This window comes from Klebsiella sp. PK18 (assembly GCF_057784655.1).
Genome location: NZ_CM173493.1, coordinates 3,429,084 through 3,448,776, shown reverse-complemented (window position 1 = coordinate 3,448,776; position 19,693 = coordinate 3,429,084). Strand labels below are relative to the sequence as shown.

The 19,693-nt window shown below is 58.1% G+C and carries 18 protein-coding genes; 12 read left to right on the top strand and 6 right to left on the bottom strand.

Annotated elements, in window-relative coordinates:
• Positions 1 to 47: 47 nt before the first annotated feature.
• The 3 genes from nagK (at position 48) to AC3EMD_RS16930 (ending at position 2,242) form a co-directional block, all read left to right on the top strand.
• On the top strand, positions 48 to 959 hold the full coding sequence (nagK, locus tag AC3EMD_RS16940) for an N-acetylglucosamine kinase (protein WP_008806006.1): 912 nt from the start codon (positions 48 to 50) through the stop codon (positions 957 to 959).
• Between the two features lie 14 nt (positions 960 to 973).
• A complete protein-coding gene (cobB, locus tag AC3EMD_RS16935) occupies positions 974 to 1,804 on the top strand; it encodes a Sir2 family NAD+-dependent deacetylase (RefSeq protein ID WP_008806007.1) in 831 nt (276 codons plus the stop codon).
• 90 nt (positions 1,805 to 1,894) lie between these two features.
• Entirely contained in the window at positions 1,895 to 2,242 is a 348-nt protein-coding gene (locus AC3EMD_RS16930) for a hypothetical protein (protein WP_186503524.1), read from the top strand.
• A gap of 24 nt (positions 2,243 to 2,266) precedes the next feature.
• Here the strand turns inward: AC3EMD_RS16930 and AC3EMD_RS16925 are convergent, their stop codons facing one another.
• On the bottom strand, positions 2,267 to 3,229 hold the full coding sequence (locus AC3EMD_RS16925) for a sugar-binding transcriptional regulator (RefSeq protein ID WP_004140612.1): 963 nt from the start codon (positions 3,227 to 3,229) through the stop codon (positions 2,267 to 2,269).
• A gap of 35 nt (positions 3,230 to 3,264) precedes the next feature.
• Positions 3,265 to 4,059 carry a triose-phosphate isomerase gene (locus AC3EMD_RS16920; protein WP_008806009.1) on the bottom strand — a complete coding sequence of 265 codons (795 nt, stop codon included), beginning with the start codon at positions 4,057 to 4,059 and terminating at the stop codon, positions 3,265 to 3,267.
• A 242-nt stretch (positions 4,060 to 4,301) separates the two neighbouring features.
• Between AC3EMD_RS16920 and pdxA the strand changes: the two genes are divergently transcribed.
• From pdxA to AC3EMD_RS16875, 9 genes are all read left to right on the top strand, one after another.
• Positions 4,302 to 5,309, top strand: a complete 1,008-nt coding sequence (gene pdxA / locus AC3EMD_RS16915) for a 4-hydroxythreonine-4-phosphate dehydrogenase PdxA (RefSeq protein WP_302074194.1) — start codon at positions 4,302 to 4,304, stop codon at positions 5,307 to 5,309.
• A gap of 35 nt (positions 5,310 to 5,344) precedes the next feature.
• A complete protein-coding gene (locus AC3EMD_RS16910) occupies positions 5,345 to 7,063 on the top strand; it encodes a four-carbon acid sugar kinase family protein (RefSeq protein WP_012968563.1) in 1,719 nt (572 codons plus the stop codon).
• A gap of 92 nt (positions 7,064 to 7,155) precedes the next feature.
• On the top strand, positions 7,156 to 8,175 hold the full coding sequence (locus AC3EMD_RS16905; RefSeq protein ID WP_302073609.1) for a 2-keto-3-deoxygluconate permease: 1,020 nt from the start codon (positions 7,156 to 7,158) through the stop codon (positions 8,173 to 8,175).
• Between the two features lies 1 nt (position 8,176).
• Entirely contained in the window at positions 8,177 to 8,551 is a 375-nt protein-coding gene (locus tag AC3EMD_RS16900; RefSeq protein WP_008806012.1) for a PTS glucitol/sorbitol transporter subunit IIA, read from the top strand.
• A gap of 28 nt (positions 8,552 to 8,579) precedes the next feature.
• Positions 8,580 to 9,038, top strand: a complete 459-nt coding sequence (gene rpiB / locus AC3EMD_RS16895) for a ribose 5-phosphate isomerase B (protein WP_008806013.1) — start codon at positions 8,580 to 8,582, stop codon at positions 9,036 to 9,038.
• Between the two features lie 30 nt (positions 9,039 to 9,068).
• On the top strand, positions 9,069 to 10,019 hold the full coding sequence (gene tal, locus AC3EMD_RS16890) for a transaldolase (RefSeq protein WP_302074193.1): 951 nt from the start codon (positions 9,069 to 9,071) through the stop codon (positions 10,017 to 10,019).
• Positions 10,020 to 10,038: 19 nt separating this feature from the next.
• Positions 10,039 to 12,042, top strand: a complete 2,004-nt coding sequence (gene tkt / locus AC3EMD_RS16885; RefSeq protein WP_302073608.1) for a transketolase — start codon at positions 10,039 to 10,041, stop codon at positions 12,040 to 12,042.
• A gap of 237 nt (positions 12,043 to 12,279) precedes the next feature.
• Positions 12,280 to 13,908 carry a long-chain fatty acid--CoA ligase gene (locus AC3EMD_RS16880; protein WP_302073607.1) on the top strand — a complete coding sequence of 543 codons (1,629 nt, stop codon included), beginning with the start codon at positions 12,280 to 12,282 and terminating at the stop codon, positions 13,906 to 13,908.
• Entirely contained in the window at positions 13,905 to 15,629 is a 1,725-nt protein-coding gene (locus AC3EMD_RS16875) for an aldehyde dehydrogenase family protein (protein WP_302073606.1), read from the top strand. Before AC3EMD_RS16880 ends, AC3EMD_RS16875 begins: the two co-directional genes overlap by 4 nt.
• Before the next feature lie 44 nt (positions 15,630 to 15,673).
• Here AC3EMD_RS16875 and potD read toward each other — a convergent pair whose 3' ends face one another.
• Genes potD through potA form a run of 4 tightly spaced genes read right to left on the bottom strand, consistent with a single transcriptional unit; the run spans position 15,674 to position 19,476 of the window.
• A complete protein-coding gene (potD, locus tag AC3EMD_RS16870) occupies positions 15,674 to 16,720 on the bottom strand; it encodes a spermidine/putrescine ABC transporter substrate-binding protein PotD (protein WP_302073605.1) in 1,047 nt (348 codons plus the stop codon).
• Positions 16,717 to 17,502, bottom strand: a complete 786-nt coding sequence (gene potC / locus AC3EMD_RS16865) for a spermidine/putrescine ABC transporter permease PotC (RefSeq protein WP_012542218.1) — start codon at positions 17,500 to 17,502, stop codon at positions 16,717 to 16,719. Before potC ends, potD begins: the two co-directional genes overlap by 4 nt.
• Complete coding sequence (gene potB / locus AC3EMD_RS16860; RefSeq protein WP_008806020.1) at positions 17,499 to 18,356, bottom strand: spermidine/putrescine ABC transporter permease PotB; 858 nt, start codon at positions 18,354 to 18,356, stop codon at positions 17,499 to 17,501. Before potB ends, potC begins: the two co-directional genes overlap by 4 nt.
• Positions 18,340 to 19,476, bottom strand: a complete 1,137-nt coding sequence (potA, locus tag AC3EMD_RS16855; protein WP_008806021.1) for a spermidine/putrescine ABC transporter ATP-binding protein PotA — start codon at positions 19,474 to 19,476, stop codon at positions 18,340 to 18,342. The genes potB and potA overlap by 17 nt, the downstream gene beginning before the upstream one ends.
• Positions 19,477 to 19,693 lie beyond the last annotated feature (217 nt).

Below are 19,693 nucleotides of genomic sequence, written 5' to 3'. Positions count from 1 at the left end.
TTATCGTCATCGTCGGCTTTGCTGACGACACAAGAGGAATTGCTGAAATGTATTATGGATTTGACATTGGCGGCAGCAAGATAGCGCTGGGCGTATTTAATCAGGAGCGGCGACTGCAGTGGGAAAAACGCGTCGCCACGCCGAAAAGCAGTTATGAGGATTTTCTCCAGGCGGTGGAGGCGCTGGTCCGCGAGGCCGATGAGCGCTTCGACCAGCAGGGGTCGGTCGGGATCGGTATTCCGGGGATGCCGGAAACGGCAGACGGCACGCTGTATGCCGCTAACGTGCCAGCCGCCAGCGGCCGGCCGCTGCGCACCGACCTCAGCGCGCGGCTGGGGCGCGATGTGCGCCTCGATAATGACGCCAACTGTTTCGCGCTGTCTGAAGCGTGGGACGATGAGTTTACGCAATACCCGCTGGTGATGGGGCTGATCCTCGGCACCGGCGTGGGCGGCGGCCTGGTGTTGAACGGTAAATCGATTACCGGACATAGCTATATCACCGGCGAGTTCGGCCATATTCGCCTGCCGGTGGATGCCCTGGAGGTGGTCGGACGCGATTTTCCGCTGCTGCGCTGCGGCTGCGGCCAGCTGGGCTGCATTGAAAATTATCTCTCCGGCCGCGGTTTCGCCTGGCTGTACGAACATTTTTACCAGCAACCGCTCTCCTCGCCGGAGATAGTGGCGCAGTGGCAGCAGCACGATCCGCGCGCCCAGGCGCACGTTGAGCGCTATCTCGATCTGCTGGCGGTGTGTCTGGGGAATATACTGACCATTGTCGACCCGGATTTACTGGTGCTCGGCGGTGGATTATCTAACTTTACGGCCATTAGCGAAGGGCTGGCGCAACGATTGCCGCGCCATCTTCTGCCGGTCGCCAGGGTTCCGCGCATTGAGCGCGCACGCCACGGCGATGCCGGGGGAATGCGCGGTGCGGCCTTCCTTCACCTGACCCATTAATCACAGAGGTAGCTATGCAGTCGCGCCGTTTACATCGATTGAGCCGTTTTCGTCGCAATAAACGTCGGTTGCGTGACCGTCTGCGTCAGCGGATTTTCTTTAGGGAGGACAGGATGAAACCTGAAGCGATGGCAAAACCGAGAGTGGTGGTGTTAACCGGCGCGGGCATCTCGGCAGAGTCGGGGATCAAAACCTTCCGCGCGGCGGATGGCCTGTGGGAAGAGCATCGGGTGGAAGATGTGGCGACGCCGGAAGGCTTCGCCCGCGATCCGGCGCTGGTGCAGGCGTTCTACAACGCCCGTCGTCGCCAGCTGCAGAGCCCGGAGATCGCGCCGAACGCGGCGCATCTGGCGCTGGCGCGTCTGGAAGATCTACTGGGCGACCATTTCCTGCTGGTCACCCAGAATATTGATAATCTGCACGAGCGCGCCGGCAACCGCCGGGTGATCCATATGCACGGCGAGCTGCTAAAGGTGCGCTGTTCGTGGAGCGGCCAGGTGCTGGAGTGGACCGGCGACGTCACCGCTGAGGACAAATGCCACTGTTGCCAGTTCCCGGCGGCGCTGCGTCCGCACGTAGTCTGGTTTGGCGAGATGCCGCTGGGGATGGATGAGATCTACAGCGCGCTGGCCGACGCGGATATTTTTATCGCCATCGGTACCTCCGGCCATGTCTATCCGGCGGCTGGCTTTGTGCACGAGGCGAGGCTGCACGGCGCCCATACCGTTGAACTGAACCTGGAGCCCAGCCAGGTGGGCAGCGAGTTTGCCGAGAAGCACTACGGGCTGGCAAGCGAAGTGGTGCCTGCCTTTATCGATAAGCTGCTGCAGGAAAACCCGCTATAAACTGAAGCCGCCTGCCGGTAGCCAGGGCCCTGGCCACTGCTTCCGGCAGCGCTGCTGACAAGGATGAAACGTCATGACAGGAGTCAGACCATGCATAATCTGCTGGTTATCGAAGCGATCATGTTGATCGCGGCCATTATCGTTGGCGTCTGGAGCCAGCGCGCTTTACCGCTACACGCCGATAGCCGGCCGATCCTCTTCCTGCTGTGTCTGTTCGTCGGCACTGGCAGCGCATTGTGCCTGCTGCTGGATATCTTAGCCCTGCTGTGCATCGGTCAGATCGCGACAGGGGGTGTGCGGATATACGGCCCCATGCTGCTGCTGCTGCTGGTACTGTGGAAACCTCTCAACTGGGTTGTCGGCATCATTGATGATTTTTTGATACAGCGAGCCGAAAAAGGGAAGGGCAAAGGCCAGCGCGACGGTGGACGACGCTGATCCGCCGCCTGCGCCGTGGCTTATTTATAGCGCCTTTTGCATATTAATGACCGAACGGGCGTTCGAGGCGCTGGTAGCCAGCACATCGATAACCCCGGTGCGTAATGCCCCCAGGATCGCCGTCGCTTTCGTACTTTCGGAGGCGATAGCGATGACGCAGGGAATGGCCCGCAGCTGTTCGAGACTTAAGCCAATGACCCGGTCATTCATCACCGTATCGACGGGTTTGCCCTGAATATTGAAAAAGCTGTACCCCGCCAGATCGCCCACCACCCCCTGTTCCTGACGCGCGGTGGCAATTTCCTGCGGCGTAAACCAGCCGAGCTGGACCATAAAGCTGTTTTCATTCATATCGCCGAGGCCAATGATCGCCACGTCAGCTTTGCTGGCCTGTTCGAGCGTGGCCTTAATCAGGCGGTTTTGCATAAAGGCGGCGCGCAGCTCCGGGGTTTCCACATAGGCCGGGGCGTAAAGCGTTTCGCTGAAGCCGTTAAATTTGCGCGCCAGATTCCGGCTGATGTGGTCGGCGTCGATCAGCTGATTGTCGCGCTTGGTTCCGCCGATGCCGCAGATAAAGCGGCAGTGGCGCTCAGGAAACACACCGACGTGATTCGCCACCGCGGCCACATTGCGCCCCTGACCAACGGTGACGGTCATATCGTTTTTTAACACCCCAGCCAGGTAGTTACTGACCAGGGCCGCCACCTGCTGGCGCTGTTCATCTTCATCATGGTGATCCAGGGCAATCAGCGCGCGCTTAATGCCAAAGTGCGAAATAAACTGCTGCTCAATCTGGGAGCTGAAGACCGGATGGTATTTGACGCTGATCTCAACAATCCCTTCCTGGCGCGCTTTTTTCAGCAGGCGCCCGACTTTGATACGCGAAATGCCGAATCGTTTGGCGATCTCTTCCTGCGTTTGTTCCTGATCGTAATAAGCCACCGCAATTTCAGTGAGCAGGGCGTAATCTGAGTCTTGTTCAATCATGGCCTGGAATTTCCATCTCTGGTGTCCCTCTTATATTACTGCGCCTGCAAAATAAATTCCTGTGTAACGCGTTGAACAATGTCGCAATAGCCTTGTGCGTCCCAGGCCGCGCGGCCGATAAACAAGCCATTGATCTCCGGCTGGCGCAGCAGTTCCACCGCGTTTTGCAGTGTAACGCTGCCGCCATAGAGCAGTGGGATACGGATTCCCGTCTCATGACCAAACCGCTCGCAAAGCGCCTCACGCAACGCCTGATGAATGACGCCCGCCTCCTGCGGTGAGGCGGGCGTACCATGTTCGCCAATGGCCCACACCGGTTCATACGCAATCAGGATCTGCAGCGCTTGCTGGTGGCTCAGGCCATACAGGGCGATCTTCATCTGCCGCACCACGCTTTCACGCGACACCTGCCAGCGTTTCTCCTCGGCGCTATCGCCAATACAGATCAGTGGGCGCAGGCCATGACCTAAGGCGCTATGTACTTTTCGATTAATCGCGGCATCGCTTTCATTAAAGGCGGCGCGTCGTTCTGAATGTCCCAGCTCAACAAGCGTGGCGCCGGTTTCTGCCAACATGGCCGCCGAGATTTCCCCGGTCCAGGCGCCCTGATCCGCTTCATGCATATTCTGCGCGCCGGTCAAAAGTGGTAACTGATGCATTTGCAGAAAATGGCTGACGGGTTGGATCGCGGTGAAGGGGGGAATGACGAAGGGCTGAATAGCAGGGTGACAGCCCTCTGGCATCCGCGCTGCCAGCGTTTCGCACCAGGCCATGGCCTGCGACAGCGGCTTATTCATTTTCCAGCTGGTTCCTAACCATATCGGGGTCATCTTTGCTTCTCCTGTTAATAAAATCAAACGCTTGCAAAATGTGGGTGTCATACCCTGTATTGAGGTTGAACTTTTTATCAGTGCATGAACATATGTTAGATCACATTTTTCGATGAAAAAAATCTATGAATTTTTTTATGTGATCCTCATCACTAATGGCGGCTCATTCATCAGGTAATGTTTTGAGCATATGATTTGACTATGAACATATGAACAATCAACTGAGACAAGAGAGGCGCATGATGTCAGCAGAGAAAAAACCCGTTGTGGCGATTACCATCGGCGATCCGGCAGGGATCGGCCCAGAGATCACCGTGGCCACCATGATGGACAAAAGCGTGTATGACGAGTGCAAACCGTTCCTGATCGGCTCGGTACCGATTATCAGCCGGGCGATGAAAATCATGGGCTGCGATTTTGCTATCCATAAAATTGCTCATCCTCAGGAGGCCCGTTTCAGCTGGGGGACGCTGGATGTCCTGGAAATCGGCGACTACGACTGCGACAGCATCGAATGGGGCAAGGTGCATAAGCTGGCGGGGCAAATGTCGCTGGACTATGTGATGAAGTCGATCGAACTGGGCAAAGCGGGGCTGATCGACGTGGTCTCTACTGCACCTATTCATAAGGAAGCCATCAAGCTGGCGGGATGTAAGCTCCCGGGCCATACCGAAATCTATCAGGTGGAAACCCAATCTGATTATGGCTTGACTATGTTCCACGTCCACAACCTGCGCGTCTTCTTCGTGAGCCGCCATATGGCGCTAAAAGCTGCCTGTGACTATGCCAATAAAGCGCGGGTGCTGGCCTGCGTTCAGCAGATCCATCATGAATTTACTGCCCTGAACATCAACAATCCGCGTATTGCCGTGGCCGCCCTGAACCCGCATGGTTCCGACAACGGTCTTTTTGGTCACGAAGAGGCAGACAATCTGATCCCGGCGGTGAAAGCGGCCCAGGAGATGGGGATCAACGCTATCGGGCCGGTACCGGCCGATTCCGTGTTCCATCTCGGCAAACAGGGGCGCTACGACGCCATTCTCTCGCTGTATCACGATCAGGGGCATATCGCCTGTAAAACCCTCGACTTTGAACGTTCAATCACCATTACCTTCGGCCTGCCGTTTATGCGCAGCTCCGTTGACCATGGGACGGCGTTTGATATCGCCGGTACCGGTAAGGCGGGTACTGTCAGTATGCTGGAGTCGACGCTGGTGGCGGCCCGTTACTGGAAAATGAAGCATCAATAATCGCTGAGGTTCATGCGAATCACGAGGACAGAGAAATGGAAAAACATCTGTTGATTAGCAAGGGCTGTAAGGGCTGGGGTGGGCCTCTGACTATCACGCTGGGTCAGGGAAAAAAGATTGCGTACATTACCGGGGGGATCCGTCCCCCGGTCGTGGACCGCCTGAGCGAACTGACCGGCTGGCCCTCCATTGATGTATTCAAAAATGGCGAACCGCCGGCAGAAGAGATTGGTTTAATGGTCATCGACTGCGGCGGCACGCTGCGCTGCGGACTCTATCCGAAGCGGGGAATTCCCACCATTAACCTGCATCCCACCGGCAAAAGCGGCCCGCTGGCGGAATTTATACACGAAGGGATCTACGTCTCCGGGGTGACGCCTGCCTGCATTGAGATGGTCTGGCCACAAGGGGAAGGCGGAAAGCTTGGGATCGTGGCTGACGATTTGACCGGGGCGACCACCGTCGGGGTGCTGCTGGCACGTAGCGGTTTAAAAACCGCCGCGTTTTTCGATACCGAATCCTTCTCCCGCAATGAGGTCGAGTATCCGGCGATGGTCGTCAGCAGCGACAGCCGCCCATTGCCGAAAGCGGAGGCCCAGCACAAAGTGAGCGCTGCGGTGAAACAGCTGCAGGCTCGCGGCGCGCACTACTTCACCAAGCGGATTGATACCACGCTGCGCGGCGGCATCGGATTTGAAATCGATGCCATGCTGGAACAACTGCCGCAGGAGACGGTGGCGGTTGTGGTGCCGGCGATGCCGCAGTCACGGCGTATTCTCGTCGGCGGTTATTCGGTGATTGATTCGGTAGCCCTGTCGCGGACCGATGTGGCTCGCGATGTACGTACCCCGGTCACCGAGTCGTGGGTGCCGGGACTGTTGGCGGCGCAGACCCATCATCAGGTCGGGCATATCGCGCTGACGTCGGTGATGAAAGGCGAAGGGCAAATCCAGCAGGATTTGCAGGAGCAACAGCAACGCGGCGTGCGGGTGATAGTGGTCGATGCGATAACCGTCGACGATGTCGATGCCATCGCCGGGGCGGTAGTGGCCCTGAACTGGAACGTGCTGGCCGTCGATCCGGGGCCCTTTACCGAACGGCTGGCGGTTCGTCGCGGCCTGATGCGCGAAGCGCGGAGCAGCGCGCCCGCGAGCCTGACAGCGGACGGCCAGCGCGGCTCGATTTTGATCGTTGCCGGCAGCGCAACGCCAGTAACCAAAAAACAGCTCCAGTATTTGATCGCCAGGGATGACCGGGTCTGCCATATCCCGGTTGATGCCGAGCTGTTAGTTGACAGGAAAAACGCCGCTGAGATTGAAGTCAATCGCGTGGTACAGCATGCCCGACAGTGCGTTCCGGCGCAGCACAACGCGCTCTTTGTTTTTGAATCCGCCTTGACCGGGCGGTTGCTAAACCTTCAGGAAGAGGAGCAGAGATTTGGTCTGGCCCACGGTGAGGCTGCGCAAAATATTAACCACGGATTGGGCAGTATTGTACGCGAGGTGCTTAACTGTGCGTCGGGTGAAATTAAAGGATTGTATATGACCGGCGGTGACACCATGGTCAATGTCCTAAAAGAGCTGGGCGCGACCGGAATAGAAATGATTGACTATGTCATCCCGCAAACCGATATGGTGCGGATTATTGGTGGTGATTATGCCGGCTTAATTTGTGTCGGAAAAGGAGGGTTAACCGGACCGGAAGATATTATTGGCATCATTGTTGACCGAATTTATCAAGAAGCACAGCAATAACCCAGTCATCTAATAAAAAATAAACGACGTAATGGTCGTCAGGGTAGTATTGCGTCGTTATCTCTGTTAAATCTTAATTTAAGAGTCACCCTATGAATATTAATATACTTGAGAAAATGAATAAGGTGCCCGGTGGGCTAATCATTATTCCACTGCTGGTGGCAATATTGATTAATACCTTTGCTCCCCAGGTGCTCAGTATTGGCGGCCCGACCACCGCTTTATTTAAAGTCGGTTCCAGCACCATGATGGGCATATTTTTGCTCATTTGCGGAACCTCAATCAATATCCGTCAGGCCGGTTTGCCGCTCTATAAAGGCGCCGTGCTGCTGTTTCTCAAATGTCTGGCCGGGGCCCTGGCCGTATGGGCCGCGGGAACGTTGTTTGGCCCGAGCGGATTTCTCGGGATATCGACCCTGGCGCTGATTGCCTGCCTGACCAGCTCGAACAGCTCCCTCTATATCGCATTGTGCAGCAACTATGGCGATGCCAGTGATGCCGGGGCGATCTCCGTGTTCTGCATCAAGGATGGTCCGTTTGTCACCATGATGGTGCTGGGCGTCAGCGGCCTGGCCAATATTCCCTTCGCCGCGCTGCTGTCGATGCTTATCCCGCTGCTGATTGGCATGCTGTGGGGCAATCTGGACGAACGTTTTAAACAGTTATGCGCCGCGGCGCAGCCGCTGGTGATCATTATTATGTCGTTCGCCATCGGCGCCAACTCCAGCATCAATACGGTGTTTACCGCCGGCCTGTCCGGGATCCTGTTGGGGATTATCTCCGCGCTCACCGGGATTGTGTTCTACTTTATCTACAACCTGTTTTTGAAGAAGAAAAGCGCGCTGGGCGCCGCGCTGGGAACCACCGCCGCCAGCTCAGCGCTGACGCCGGCGATGGTTGCCCAGGCGGATCCTTCGCTGGCGATGTACGTGGATGCCGCCACCGCGCAGCTGGCGACGGCGAGCATTATCACCATGATCACCGCGCCGATACTGGTCGCCTGGTTTGATAAACGGCTGAAAAAGCGGGCGCCAGCCGCTGAACCTTTGAAAGACGCGAAAAGTGAAGAGAGCGTGACATTATCTTCCCCTGCCGCCAAAGGACACAAATAGTATGAGCGTGCCGTTGTATTCATTACGAATTACCGCCGTCGGGGAATATGTTGAGTGCTCTTTGCGGGAGCAGCGGCTTATTTTATTCTCCGATGCCGTTCCCGACGATATTGCGAGTTATTGCGCCGTACACCAGGCCAGCGAACTGACCGCCGAGTTATCGCCCGGTCAGCGAATGAAATTAAATGATAAAAATTATCGGGTGACCGCGGTAGGCCGTGTGGCAACGGCAAATTTACGACAGCTTGGCCATATCACGCTAAATTTTGATGGCGCAGATATCGCTGAATTACCCGGGACGGTACACCTTTACGGCGAACCACCACAAATTATTCAGCCCGGCGACCAAATTTCGTTTTACCCGAATTGTCATTAAGACGTACTGTTAAATTAAGGAAATAACCATGAAAACAATCGCTATTGGTGCGGATGATGCCGCCTATGCTTTTCGCGATACTATCGTCGCTTATTTGAATGGGCTGGGAATAAACGTCGCGGATTACAGCAGCGATAAGCGCCAGGGGAGTACCGTTTATCCGGATGTTGCCCATGCGGTGGCGATGTCGATTAAACAGGGCGAACACGAGCGCGGCATTCTGATCTGCGGTACCGGCATTGGGATGAGTATTGTGGCCAATAAAGTACCCGGGGTCCGTGCCGCCCAGTGTCACGATACCTTCTCCGCTGAGCGAGCGCGTAAAAGTAACAACGCGCAGATTATTACCCTCGGCGCGCGGGTGATTGGCACTGAGCTGGGCAAAAAAATTATTCAGGCGTGGCTTGAGTCCGAATATGAAGGCGGCGGCTCCGCGCCCAAAGTGGAACGTATTGATTATTACGAACACCAGCATGCCAGAGATTAATCTCCGCAGTCGTAAGATAAGGAACAGATGATGAGCCAGTTAGACGAACTGAAAAAATACACCACGGTTGTTGCTGATACCGGCGATATTGAATCGATTAAAAAGTTTGCACCCCAGGATGCGACCACCAACCCCTCGCTGGTGCTGAAGGCCGCGCAGCTGCCGCAGTATCAGCCGCTGATTGCCGATGCGATTGGCAAGGCACGCCGCCAGGGAGGCAGCGCAGAAACACAATTGATTAACGCCTGCGATCAGGTGGCAGTGGATATCGGCAGCGAGGTGCTGCGCCATGTGCCCGGGCGTATCTCCACCGAAGTGGATGCCCGCTTTGCCTGGGATCGCGGGATGTGCGTCGCGAAGGCGCGCAAGCTCATCCAGTTATATGAAAAAAATGGCATTGGTCCCGAGCGGATTCTAATTAAGCTCGCCGCCACCTGGGAGGGCATTCGCGCTGCCGAAGAGCTGGAGCAGAGCGGTATAAACTGCAACCTGACGCTGCTGTTCTCTTTCGCTCAGGCCCGGGCATGCGCCGAAGCGGGCGTCTTTCTCATCTCGCCCTTTGTGGGCCGCATCTACGACTGGTATCAGAAGCACCAGCCGCAGTCAGCCTATCAGGTGGACAGCGATCCGGGCGTGGTCTCTGTGCGCCAGATTTATCAGTATTACAAATCCCATGGCTATGACACGGTGGTAATGGGCGCCAGCTTCCGTCGTATTGAGCAGATCCAGGCGCTGGCGGGCTGCGATCGCCTGACTATCTCTCCGGCACTGCTGGACGAGCTGGCGGCCAGCGAAGGAGTGTTGACCCGCCAGTTGACCCCCGGCTGCGTGACGGAAACTCGTCCCAGCCCGATGACGCAGGCGGAGTTTCTCTGGCAGCATCATCAGGATCTCATGGCAGTGGAAAAACTAGCGGAAGGGATCCGACTGTTTGCTGTCGATCAGGTGAAACTGGAACAACAGATTCAGCAGATGCTGTAAGCCGCAGGGATAAAGACTGATGAAGACGACAAAAACCATTCGCTGCCAATGCGCCAACGCGCTGCGCGCCCTGAGCATGGACGCTGTACAGAAAGCCAAATCCGGCCACCCGGGGGCCCCGATGGGTATGGCTGACATTGCCGAAGTGCTGTGGCGTGATTTCCTGAACCATAACCCGAACAATCCGGCCTGGGCTGACCGTGACCGTTTTGTGTTGTCAAATGGCCATGGTTCGATGCTGATTTACAGCCTGCTGCACCTCACTGGCTACGATCTGCCGATTGAAGAGCTGAAAAACTTCCGCCAGCTGCACTCCAAAACCCCGGGTCACCCGGAAGTCGGCTACACCGTGGGCGTGGAAACCACCACCGGTCCGCTGGGCCAGGGTATCGCTAACGCGGTCGGGATGGCTATTGCCGAGAAAACTCTGGCGGCGCAGTTCAACCGTCCGGGCCACGATATCGTCGACCACTTCACCTACGCCTTCATGGGCGACGGCTGCATGATGGAAGGCATTTCTCATGAAGTGTGCTCCCTGGCCGGTACTCTGAAACTGGGCAAACTGGTGGCCTTCTATGATGACAACGGCATCTCCATCGACGGCCACGTTGAAGGCTGGTTCACCGACGATACCGCGAAACGCTTTGAAGCCTACGGCTGGCACGTGGTACGCGGCGTTGACGGTCACGACGCTGACGCCATCAAACGCGCAGTAGAAGAAGCGCGTGCAGTTACCGACAAACCGTCCCTGCTGATGTGCAAAACCATCATTGGTTTCGGTTCGCCGAACAAAGCCGGTACCCACGACTCCCACGGCGCACCGCTGGGCGACGCCGAAATCGCCCTGACCCGCGAAGCGCTGGGCTGGAAACACGCGCCGTTTGACATCCCGTCTGACATCTATGCGCAGTGGGATGCCAAAGAAGCCGGCCAGGCGAAAGAAGCGGCGTGGAATGAGAAGTTTGCTGCCTACGCGAAAGCCTTCCCGCAGGAAGCGGCCGAATTCACCCGTCGTATGAAAGGTGAAATGCCGTCTGACTTCGACGCCAAAGCTAACGAGTTCATCGCGAAGCTGCAGGCTAACCCGGCGAAAATCGCCAGCCGTAAAGCGTCGCAGAATGCTATCGAAGCCTTCGGCCCGCTGCTGCCGGAATTCCTCGGCGGCTCCGCTGACCTGGCGCCGTCCAACCTGACCCTGTGGTCTGGTTCTAAGCCGATCAACGAAGACACCGCGGGTAACTACATTCATTACGGCGTGCGTGAATTCGGTATGACCGCTATCGCCAACGGTATCGCGCTGCACGGCGGTTTCCTGCCGTACACCTCCACCTTCCTGATGTTCGTGGAATACGCGCGTAATGCGGTACGTATGGCCGCGCTGATGAAACAGCGTCAGGTGATGGTCTACACCCACGACTCCATCGGTCTGGGTGAAGATGGCCCGACTCACCAGCCGGTAGAGCAGGTGGCTTCCCTGCGCGTGACGCCGAACATGTCCACCTGGCGTCCGTGTGACCAGGTTGAATCCGCGATTGCGTGGAAATATGGCGTAGAGCGTCAGGACGGCCCGACCGCGCTGATCCTCTCCCGTCAGAACCTGGCGCAGCAGGAGCGTACCGCAGAGCAGCTGGCGAACGTCGCTCGCGGTGGTTACGTGCTGAAAGATTGTGCCGGCCAGCCGGAGCTGATCTTCATCGCCACCGGTTCCGAAGTGGAGCTGGCAGTGGCCGCGTGGGACAAACTGACCGCCGAAGGCGTGAAGGCGCGCGTGGTCTCCATGCCGTCCACCGACGCGTTCGACAAGCAAGATGCCGCTTATCGCGAATCCGTACTGCCGAAAGCCGTTTCTGCCCGCGTCGCGGTAGAAGCCGGTATCGCGGACTACTGGTTCAAATACGTTGGCCTGAACGGCGCTATCGTTGGCATGACCACCTTCGGTGAGTCTGCGCCGGCTGAGCAGCTGTTCGAAGAGTTCGGCTTCACCGTCGACAACGTGGTCGCTAAAGCGAAAGCGCTGCTGTAAATCCCCACTGCTATCGCCCGGCCCGCTGCCGGGCGATAGCAGCCCTAAGCAATGACCTGCCTGTTATGATTTCGTCTTTTTCCTCCTGAATCATTTCTTACTCTATTTTGTGCGTGACCGCTGATTTCTGTACGTTTATTTGTGCAGACCGGCAAATGTAGACCAGATTCAATAGGCGCCCGCACGATCGTGCCGCGACCCTGTTCCCTGCCGGAAGTCTGTAAAGGAGACCCCGTAATGCCGTCACCGATGATTTATCAGGATCTCACCACTGCCGCGCTGCTCGGCCATGCGGCGCAATATCACAGCGAGACCGAGATTGTCTCGGTGAGTACTGGCGGTGAGCAGGAGCGCAGCAGCTGGGGGGAGGTGGCCAGCCGCGCTCAGCGGCTGGCGTCGGCGCTGGCGTCGCTGGGGCTGCCGCCAGGCGCCCGCTGCGCTACCCTGGCATGGAACAATCGCCGCCATCTGGAGATCTATTTTGCCGTCGCCTCCGGCGGCTGGGTGACGCACACTGTCAACCCGCGGCTGTCGGTTGACCATCTGCGGTATATCCTCAACGACGCTGCCGACGAAGTGCTGTTTTTTGACCAGACCTTTCTGCCACTGGTGGCGCAGCTGCTGCCGCAGCTGCCGACGGTGAAACACATCGTGCTGATGGAACCCCGCAGCGAAGCGGCGCTCAGCCAGTTGCCCTCATTGCTGTTTTTTGACGATCTGTTGCAGCAGGGGACAGTAGACTATCGCTGGCCGCAGCTCAATGAACTGACCCCAGCTTCGCTCTGCTACACCTCGGGAACTACCGGCCGGCCGAAAGGGGTGTTGAATACCCATCGTTCGCTGGTCCTGCACGCCCTGAGCGGCAACCAGCCGGACGCCGCCGGCTTATCGGCGAAGGACAGCCTGTTGCCGGTGGTGCCGATGTTCCATGTCAACGCGTGGGGGACGCCGTTTATCGCCGCCATGGTCGGCGCGCGGCTGGTGCTGCCGGGGCCGCACCTCGATGGCGACAGCCTGCTGCAGCTGCTGGCCGCCGAGAAGGTAACGGTGGGGTTTGGCGTGCCGGTGATCTGGGCCGGCTTGCTGGCGGCGATGCGCCGGACAGAGGTCCGGCTGCCTGAATTTAAACGTGCACTGGTTGGCGGCTCCGCGCTGCCGCCGTCGATGGCCGAGGCCTTTCAGCGTGATTACGGCATTGAACTGACCCACGCCTGGGGAATGACCGAAACATCGCCTATCGGCACCATCAACACGTCGTTGAGCAAACATGACGCGCTCCCGGCACAGGAGCAGCAAAAGCAGCGCGCCGGTCAGGGGCGGCCCATATTCGGCATCGAACTGCAGGTAGTGGACGTGGATGGCGAACCGTTGCCCCGGGATGGTCAAAGTCAGGGGTATCTGCAGGTCAGAGGGCACTGGGTGGTGGAGCAGTACTATGGTCAGGACGCGAGCGCCCTGACCGCGGGAGGCTGGTTTGATACCGGCGATATCGGTACGCTCGACGCCAATGGTTATCTGGTGATCTGCGATCGGGCAAAGGATATTATCAAGTCCGGTGGCGAGTGGATCTCCACCGTTGAGCTGGAGAATATCGCCATCGCGCATCCGGCGGTGCGCAGCGCGGCGGCCATCGCCGCCCGTCATCCGCGCTGGGACGAGCGGCCGGTGCTGCTGTGCGTTCGCGCGGAAGGGGGCGAAGTGGAAGAGACCGATCTGCTGACCTGGTTTGAGACGCGGGTGCCAAAGTGGCAGATCCCGGACCGGGTGATATTTGTCGACGCGCTACCGGTCAGCGCCACGGGTAAGGTGCTCAAAAATCAACTGCGCCAGGCCTACGGAGAGATTTTAATGAGTGAGGGAAAATGAGCCATGCGCGACCCGGTCTGACGACCTGCTCTCAGTATGATGCTGCCCTGTACGCCTTGTCGGCGGCGCGCCAGCGTTGGGCGGAAACCTCAGTGAACCGTCGTCTGGCGCTGCTGCGCCAGATCAAGGATGCCCTGGCTGGTATTGCCCCGGCGTGGGTGGCCGCCGCGGCGGCGGCCAAAGGGCTGCGGGCGGGCGATCCGCTGGCGGGGGAGGAGTGGCTGGCGGGCCCCTGCGCGCTAATGGTCGGCTGCAACGGGCTTATCGCCACCCTGGAGCAACTGGAAGAGAAGACCTTTCTGCGGCGGATCCCGCTGCGGACGCTGGCGGACGGCCGCCTGGCGCTGCGGGTGGTGCCCGGCACGCTCTGGGATCGACTGTTGCTGTCTGGGGTTCGCGCTGAGATATGGATGCAGCCAGGCGTCACCCGGGCCCATCTTGACCGCTATGCGGCGCGGGCATACGACATCCCGCCGGCCGCGCGGCAGGGCAAGCTGGCGCTGGTGCTTGGCGCCGGCAATGTGGCCTCGATTGCGCCACTGGATGTGCTACACAAGCTGTTTATTGAAAATCAGGTCTGCCTGCTGAAGCTCAACCCGGTGAATGATTATCTGCACGATCTGCTGGCCCAGGCCCTGGCACCGCTGATTGCCATGGATGCGCTCCGCATCGTCACCGGCGACGCCCAGGCGGGAGCATGGCTGACCAGCCATCCCGCTGTCGATGAGATCCATATCACCGGCTCTCGCGAGACCCATGACGTCATCGTCTGGGGCGACGGTGAAGCGGCTCGCCAGCGTCGGGCCGCCGGGACGCCGCTGAACCCGCGTCGGGTGACTTCGGAGCTGGGCGGCGTCAGCCCTACCATTATCGTACCCGGGCCGTGGAGCGAGGCGGATATTGCGTTTCAGGCGCAGCAGCTGGCGACGCAGAAGATGAACAACGGCGGGTTTAACTGCGTGGCCAGCCAGGTGCTGATCCTGCAGCAGGGCTGGGAGCCAGCGACGGGCTTGCTGAATCAGCTGTACCGACTGATCGCCGCGAATACCCGCCCGGACTACTACCCCGGCGCTGAAAAACGGCTGACCGACTTTCGCCTGCGCGCCCGCCAGCCGCTGGAGATAGCGCGCGGCGACGCGCTGCCGTTGATTGTGGCGAACACCGACGATGACCCGGCGCTCTGTCAGCAGGAGGTCTTTGGCCCGGGGCTGTCGGTCACTCGTCTTGAGGCCGACAGTGCGGAAAGTTTTCTGCGCCAGGCGATCGGCTATGCGAATCAGCGGCTGCAGGGCACGCTGGGGGCCAATATTGTGATCCATCCGCGCACCCGCAAAGCGATTGGACGTAAGCGTTTTAACGCGTTAATCGCTGAGCTGCGCTACGGCACGGTGGCGATCAACTGCTGGAGCGGGGTGGCCTTCCTGTTGGTCCCTTGCCCGTGGGGCGCGTTTCCCGGCCACACGCTCGACGATATTCAGAGCGGGCGGGGCAAGGTGCATAACAGCTTTATGCTGGAGAAAACCGAGCGCACGGTGATTGAGGCGCCGTTTCGGCCGTTTCCGCGCAGTCTGTGGCATGGCGAACTGACGCTGATGCCCCTGCCGCCCTGGTTTATTACCCACCGGGGGCAGGAAGCGGTGGCGCAGAAGCTGGTGGATTTTTATCATCGGCCGCGCTGGCGCAAGCTGCCGGCGATCCTCTGGCGCGCGCTGAGGGGCTAAGGTGAGAGCAAAAAAAGGCGGAACCGCGGTTCCGCCCTGCGGGATTAGCGGCCCGCTTTCAGCTTCTGGTAATACTCTTCATAAATGGCGCTGGCGCTGCCGACGTCATTCTGCCATTCGCCTTTCTCAATGGTCGCAGCGTCCGGATAGAGCGATTTATCGTTGGCCACTGCCGGGCTGAGCATTTTGCGCGCCGCCAGGTTTGGCGTGGGGTAGCCGATGGTTTCCGCGACCTGTTTGGCGACATCCGGGCGCAGCAGGAAGTTAATCAGCTTCAGCGCGCCGTCGACGTTTTTGGCATTCGCCGGGATCGACAGGCTGTCCATCCAGAAGATGCCGCCTTCTTTCGGCCAGATCACCTCCAGCGGGGTACCGGCCTGGCGTGCGACGTAAGCCGAGCCGTTCCATACCATTCCGAGGTTCACTTCGCCTTCCATATACGGGTTCGCCGGGTTATCGGAGTTAAACGCCGCGACGTTAGGCATTAACTTTTTCAGCTCGTTATAGGCGGCTTCAATCTCTTTCGGGTCGGTGGTGTTGCCGGAATAGCCCAGCTTACCCAGCGCCATCTGGAACACTTCGCGCGCGTCGTCGGTCAGCAGCAGGCTGCTTTTGTATTCCGGCTTCCACAGGTCGGCCCAGCTGGTGATGGTTTTCGGATCAATCGCATCGCTGTTGACGCCGATAGCCGTCGCCCCCCAGATATAGGGAATGGAGTAGTCGTTATTCGGATCGAACGGTTTGTTCAGCATCTGCGGATCGAGGTTGCTGAAGTTAGTCAGCTTACTCTTATCGATCTTCTGCAGCATCCCTTCTTTGCGCATCTTGTCGACGAAGTAGGTCGACGGGACGACCAGATCGTACGCGCCGTCTTTATAGGTCTTGAGCTTGGCATACATGGTTTCGTTCGACTCGTAGGTCGAATAGATGACCTTGATGCCGGTCTCTTTGGTGAACTGCTCCAGCAGGCCCGGCGGTACGTATTCGGTCCAGTTATAAAAATAGAGCGTTTTGCTATCGTCCGCGTGCGCGGCGCTCATGCCGATTGCCAGAGCGCCGGCTGCGAGCAGGTGGCGTGACCATTTTTTCATTTTAACGTCCCCTGAGTTTTATCACGTGCAATTAACTGACTGGCGATGACCATCACCAGCGACAGAACCAACAGAATCGTGGCCAGGGCGTTCACCTCAGGCGAAACGCCAACCTTGACCATCGAATAGATCTTCAGCGGCAGAATTTCATATCCCGGACCGGTCACGAACGAAGAGACCACCACGTCATCCATCGACAACGTGAAGCTCAGCAACCACCCGGCGGCGACCGCCGGCAGGGCCAGCGGCAGGATGATTTTGCGCAGGATGGTCATCTCGCTGGCGCCCAGATCTTTCGCCGCCTCCAGCATCCGCACATCAAAGCCTTTCAGCCGGGAGTAAACGGTGACCACCACAAACGGCAGGCAGAAGGTGATATGCGAAAACAGCAGCGACCAGAAACCAAGCTGAATACCGATCAGCATAAACAGCACCAGCAGGGAGATGGCCATGACAATATCGGGCGACATCATCACCACAAACAGCATGCCGCTGACGAACGGCTTGCCGCGAAAGCGGTAGCGGTACAGCGCCACGGCGGTCAGCGAGCCGATAAGGGTGGCGAAGGTTGCCGACAGCACCGCCATGGTCAGGGAATGCTGGGCGGCCTGCAGCAGGCTATCGTTGTTCATCAGCAGGCTATACCAGTCGGTGGTGAACCCCTGCCAGTTGATACCAAAGCGCGACCGGTTAAACGAGTTAACGATCAGAATAATAATAGGGATGTAGAGATACGCGTAGATGGCGGTCATAAAGCCGCCGCGCAGCAGTCGACCGATCATTCCAGCTCCACCTTTTTATTCAGCAGGCGCGCCGCGCGCCAGTAAATCAACAGCATCAGGCCCATCACCAGGGTTAAGGTAATGCTGGTAGCCGCGCCGAACGGCCAGTCGCGAATATTCAGGAACTGACTCTTGATCACGTTGCCGATCAGCAGGTTCTTGGCGCCGCCCATCAGGTCGGAAACGTAGAACAGCCCCATCGCCGGCAGCATCACCAGCAGACAGCCGGCGATGATCCCCGGCATGGTCAGCGGGATGATAATGCGGATAAAGGTCTGCAGCTTGCTGGCGCCGAGATCTTTCGCCGCTTCCAGCAGCGGGCGATCCAGTTTCTCAATGCTGGAGTAGAGCGGCATCACCATAAACGGCAGCAGGATATACACCAGGCCGATAATCACCGCCGAGGGGGTGAACATAATGCGTATCGGCGTGTCGATCACCCCTAACCACAGCAGGAACTCGTTCAGATAGCCTTTGGTACTGAGGAAAATCTTCAGCCCGTAAATACGGATCAACGAGTTGGTCCAGAAGGGAACGATCAGCAGAAACAGCAGCAGGGGGCGCACCTTCTGCGGCAGTCGGGCGAGGAACCACGCAAACGGGTAGCCCAGCGCCAGGCAGGCGAGGGTCGCCAGCAGCGCCATGTTCAGCGAATGCAGCAGCACGTCGTAGTAGAGCGGATCCAGCAGCCGCGAGTAGTTGTCCAGCGTGAAGACCAGCTTGACGAAGTTGGCGTCGTCGCGGGTCAGAAAGCTGGTGGCGATGATCATCAGGTTGGGCAGGAAGACAAACAGCACCAGCCAACCGACGATGGTGGCGATCACCACATTCTGGAATTTACTGGAGTTCTTCATCGGCCAGCACCACCTCCCAGCTCTCCACCCAATTGATAGACATTTTCTGGTCAAGAGAGTGGTCGAAATCCGGGTCGTCTTCGTTAAAGAACTCGCTGACCATCACCATTTTGCCGTTTTCCAGCTCGACCACCGACTCAAGGGTCATCCCCTTATAGTTACGCTCTCGCACATAGCCGATCAGGCCGTCGGCGTCGCTGTTGTGGTGGATCTCATCGACGCGCAGATCTTCCGGGCGCAGCAGGACGTGCAGACGCTGGCCGGCCTCCACGGCAAAATTGACGGTGATGTTGCACTCCCGTCCTTCGACACTGGCACGCACGCGCTGCTCGTCGAGGCGCTCGATCACGGTGGCGTCGAAGATATTGATCTCGCCGATAAAGCTGGCGACGAACAGGTTTTTCGGCTCTTCGTAGATCTCTCGCGGGGTGCCGTCCTGTTCGATTTTGCCATCGCGCATGACCACGATGCGATCGGACATGGTCAGGGCCTCTTCCTGATCGTGGGTCACGAAGACGAAGGTGATCCCGAGCTTACGCTGCAGCGCTTTCAGTTCGTTCTGCATCTGCTTGCGCAACTTGTAATCCAGCGCCGAAAGGGATTCATCGAGCAGCAGCAGGCGCGGTTTGTTAACCACCGCGCGGGCGATGGCCACGCGCTGCTGCTGGCCGCCGGAGAGCTGGTGCGGTTTGCGCTGGGCAAAGTCTTCCAGCTGTACCATCTTTAAGGCATCCAGAACCCGCGGGGTGATTTCCGCCGCCGGGGTTTTCTGCATCCGCAGGCCAAAGGCGACGTTCTCGAATACCGTCATATGCGGAAACAGGGCGTAGCTTTGAAAGACGGTATTGACGTGGCGGTTTTCCGCCGGGACATGGGTGATATCGTGATCTTCGAGATGGATCCGTCCGCTGTCGACGTTTTCCAGGCCGGCGATAAGGCGCAGAACGGTGGTTTTACCGCAGCCAGAGGGGCCAAGCAGGGTGAGAAACTCACCATTGTTGATGGTCAGGTTAAGGTTATCGATGACCGTTTTACCATCAAAGCTCTTGCGAATTCCCGCCAGTTGCACCAGCGGCGAACGCGAACGCGGTTGTATATTCAATTTTTGACTCTGTCCCATGTAGACGCAACGGAAACTTCCGACCGCTGCGGGGTTTGTGATTAACCACCTTTGGGGTTGCACGTTTTTAATAAGGGCCAGCATTCTACGGCAAACGAGGGTAATCGCCAATCCTTGATACGCCTGCATAGTCTACCTTTACACCATAACGTCGGTTCCGTTATTAAATTTCGCTTTACGGGCTAAGAATGACCTGACGCAATATTTGTCTTTTCTG

Excerpts from the sequence above, each read along its gene's own strand:
- nagK (WP_008806006.1), top strand. The coding sequence starts at position 48 with ATGTATTATGGATTTGACATTGGCGGCAGCAAGATAGCGCTGGGCGTA.
- cobB (WP_008806007.1), top strand. The coding sequence starts at position 974 with ATGCAGTCGCGCCGTTTACATCGATTGAGCCGTTTTCGTCGCAATAAA.
- AC3EMD_RS16930 (WP_186503524.1), top strand. The coding sequence starts at position 1,895 with ATGCATAATCTGCTGGTTATCGAAGCGATCATGTTGATCGCGGCCATT.
- AC3EMD_RS16925 (WP_004140612.1), bottom strand. The coding sequence starts at position 3,229 with ATGATTGAACAAGACTCAGATTACGCCCTGCTCACTGAAATTGCGGTG.
- AC3EMD_RS16920 (WP_008806009.1), bottom strand. The coding sequence starts at position 4,059 with ATGACCCCGATATGGTTAGGAACCAGCTGGAAAATGAATAAGCCGCTG.
- pdxA (WP_302074194.1), top strand. The coding sequence starts at position 4,302 with ATGTCAGCAGAGAAAAAACCCGTTGTGGCGATTACCATCGGCGATCCG.
- AC3EMD_RS16910 (WP_012968563.1), top strand. The coding sequence starts at position 5,345 with ATGGAAAAACATCTGTTGATTAGCAAGGGCTGTAAGGGCTGGGGTGGG.
- AC3EMD_RS16905 (WP_302073609.1), top strand. The coding sequence starts at position 7,156 with ATGAATATTAATATACTTGAGAAAATGAATAAGGTGCCCGGTGGGCTA.
- AC3EMD_RS16900 (WP_008806012.1), top strand. The coding sequence starts at position 8,177 with ATGAGCGTGCCGTTGTATTCATTACGAATTACCGCCGTCGGGGAATAT.
- rpiB (WP_008806013.1), top strand. The coding sequence starts at position 8,580 with ATGAAAACAATCGCTATTGGTGCGGATGATGCCGCCTATGCTTTTCGC.
- tal (WP_302074193.1), top strand. The coding sequence starts at position 9,069 with ATGAGCCAGTTAGACGAACTGAAAAAATACACCACGGTTGTTGCTGAT.
- tkt (WP_302073608.1), top strand. The coding sequence starts at position 10,039 with ATGAAGACGACAAAAACCATTCGCTGCCAATGCGCCAACGCGCTGCGC.
- AC3EMD_RS16880 (WP_302073607.1), top strand. The coding sequence starts at position 12,280 with ATGCCGTCACCGATGATTTATCAGGATCTCACCACTGCCGCGCTGCTC.
- AC3EMD_RS16875 (WP_302073606.1), top strand. The coding sequence starts at position 13,905 with ATGAGCCATGCGCGACCCGGTCTGACGACCTGCTCTCAGTATGATGCT.
- potD (WP_302073605.1), bottom strand. The coding sequence starts at position 16,720 with ATGAAAAAATGGTCACGCCACCTGCTCGCAGCCGGCGCTCTGGCAATC.
- potC (WP_012542218.1), bottom strand. The coding sequence starts at position 17,502 with ATGATCGGTCGACTGCTGCGCGGCGGCTTTATGACCGCCATCTACGCG.
- potB (WP_008806020.1), bottom strand. The coding sequence starts at position 18,356 with ATGAAGAACTCCAGTAAATTCCAGAATGTGGTGATCGCCACCATCGTC.
- potA (WP_008806021.1), bottom strand. The coding sequence starts at position 19,476 with ATGGGACAGAGTCAAAAATTGAATATACAACCGCGTTCGCGTTCGCCG.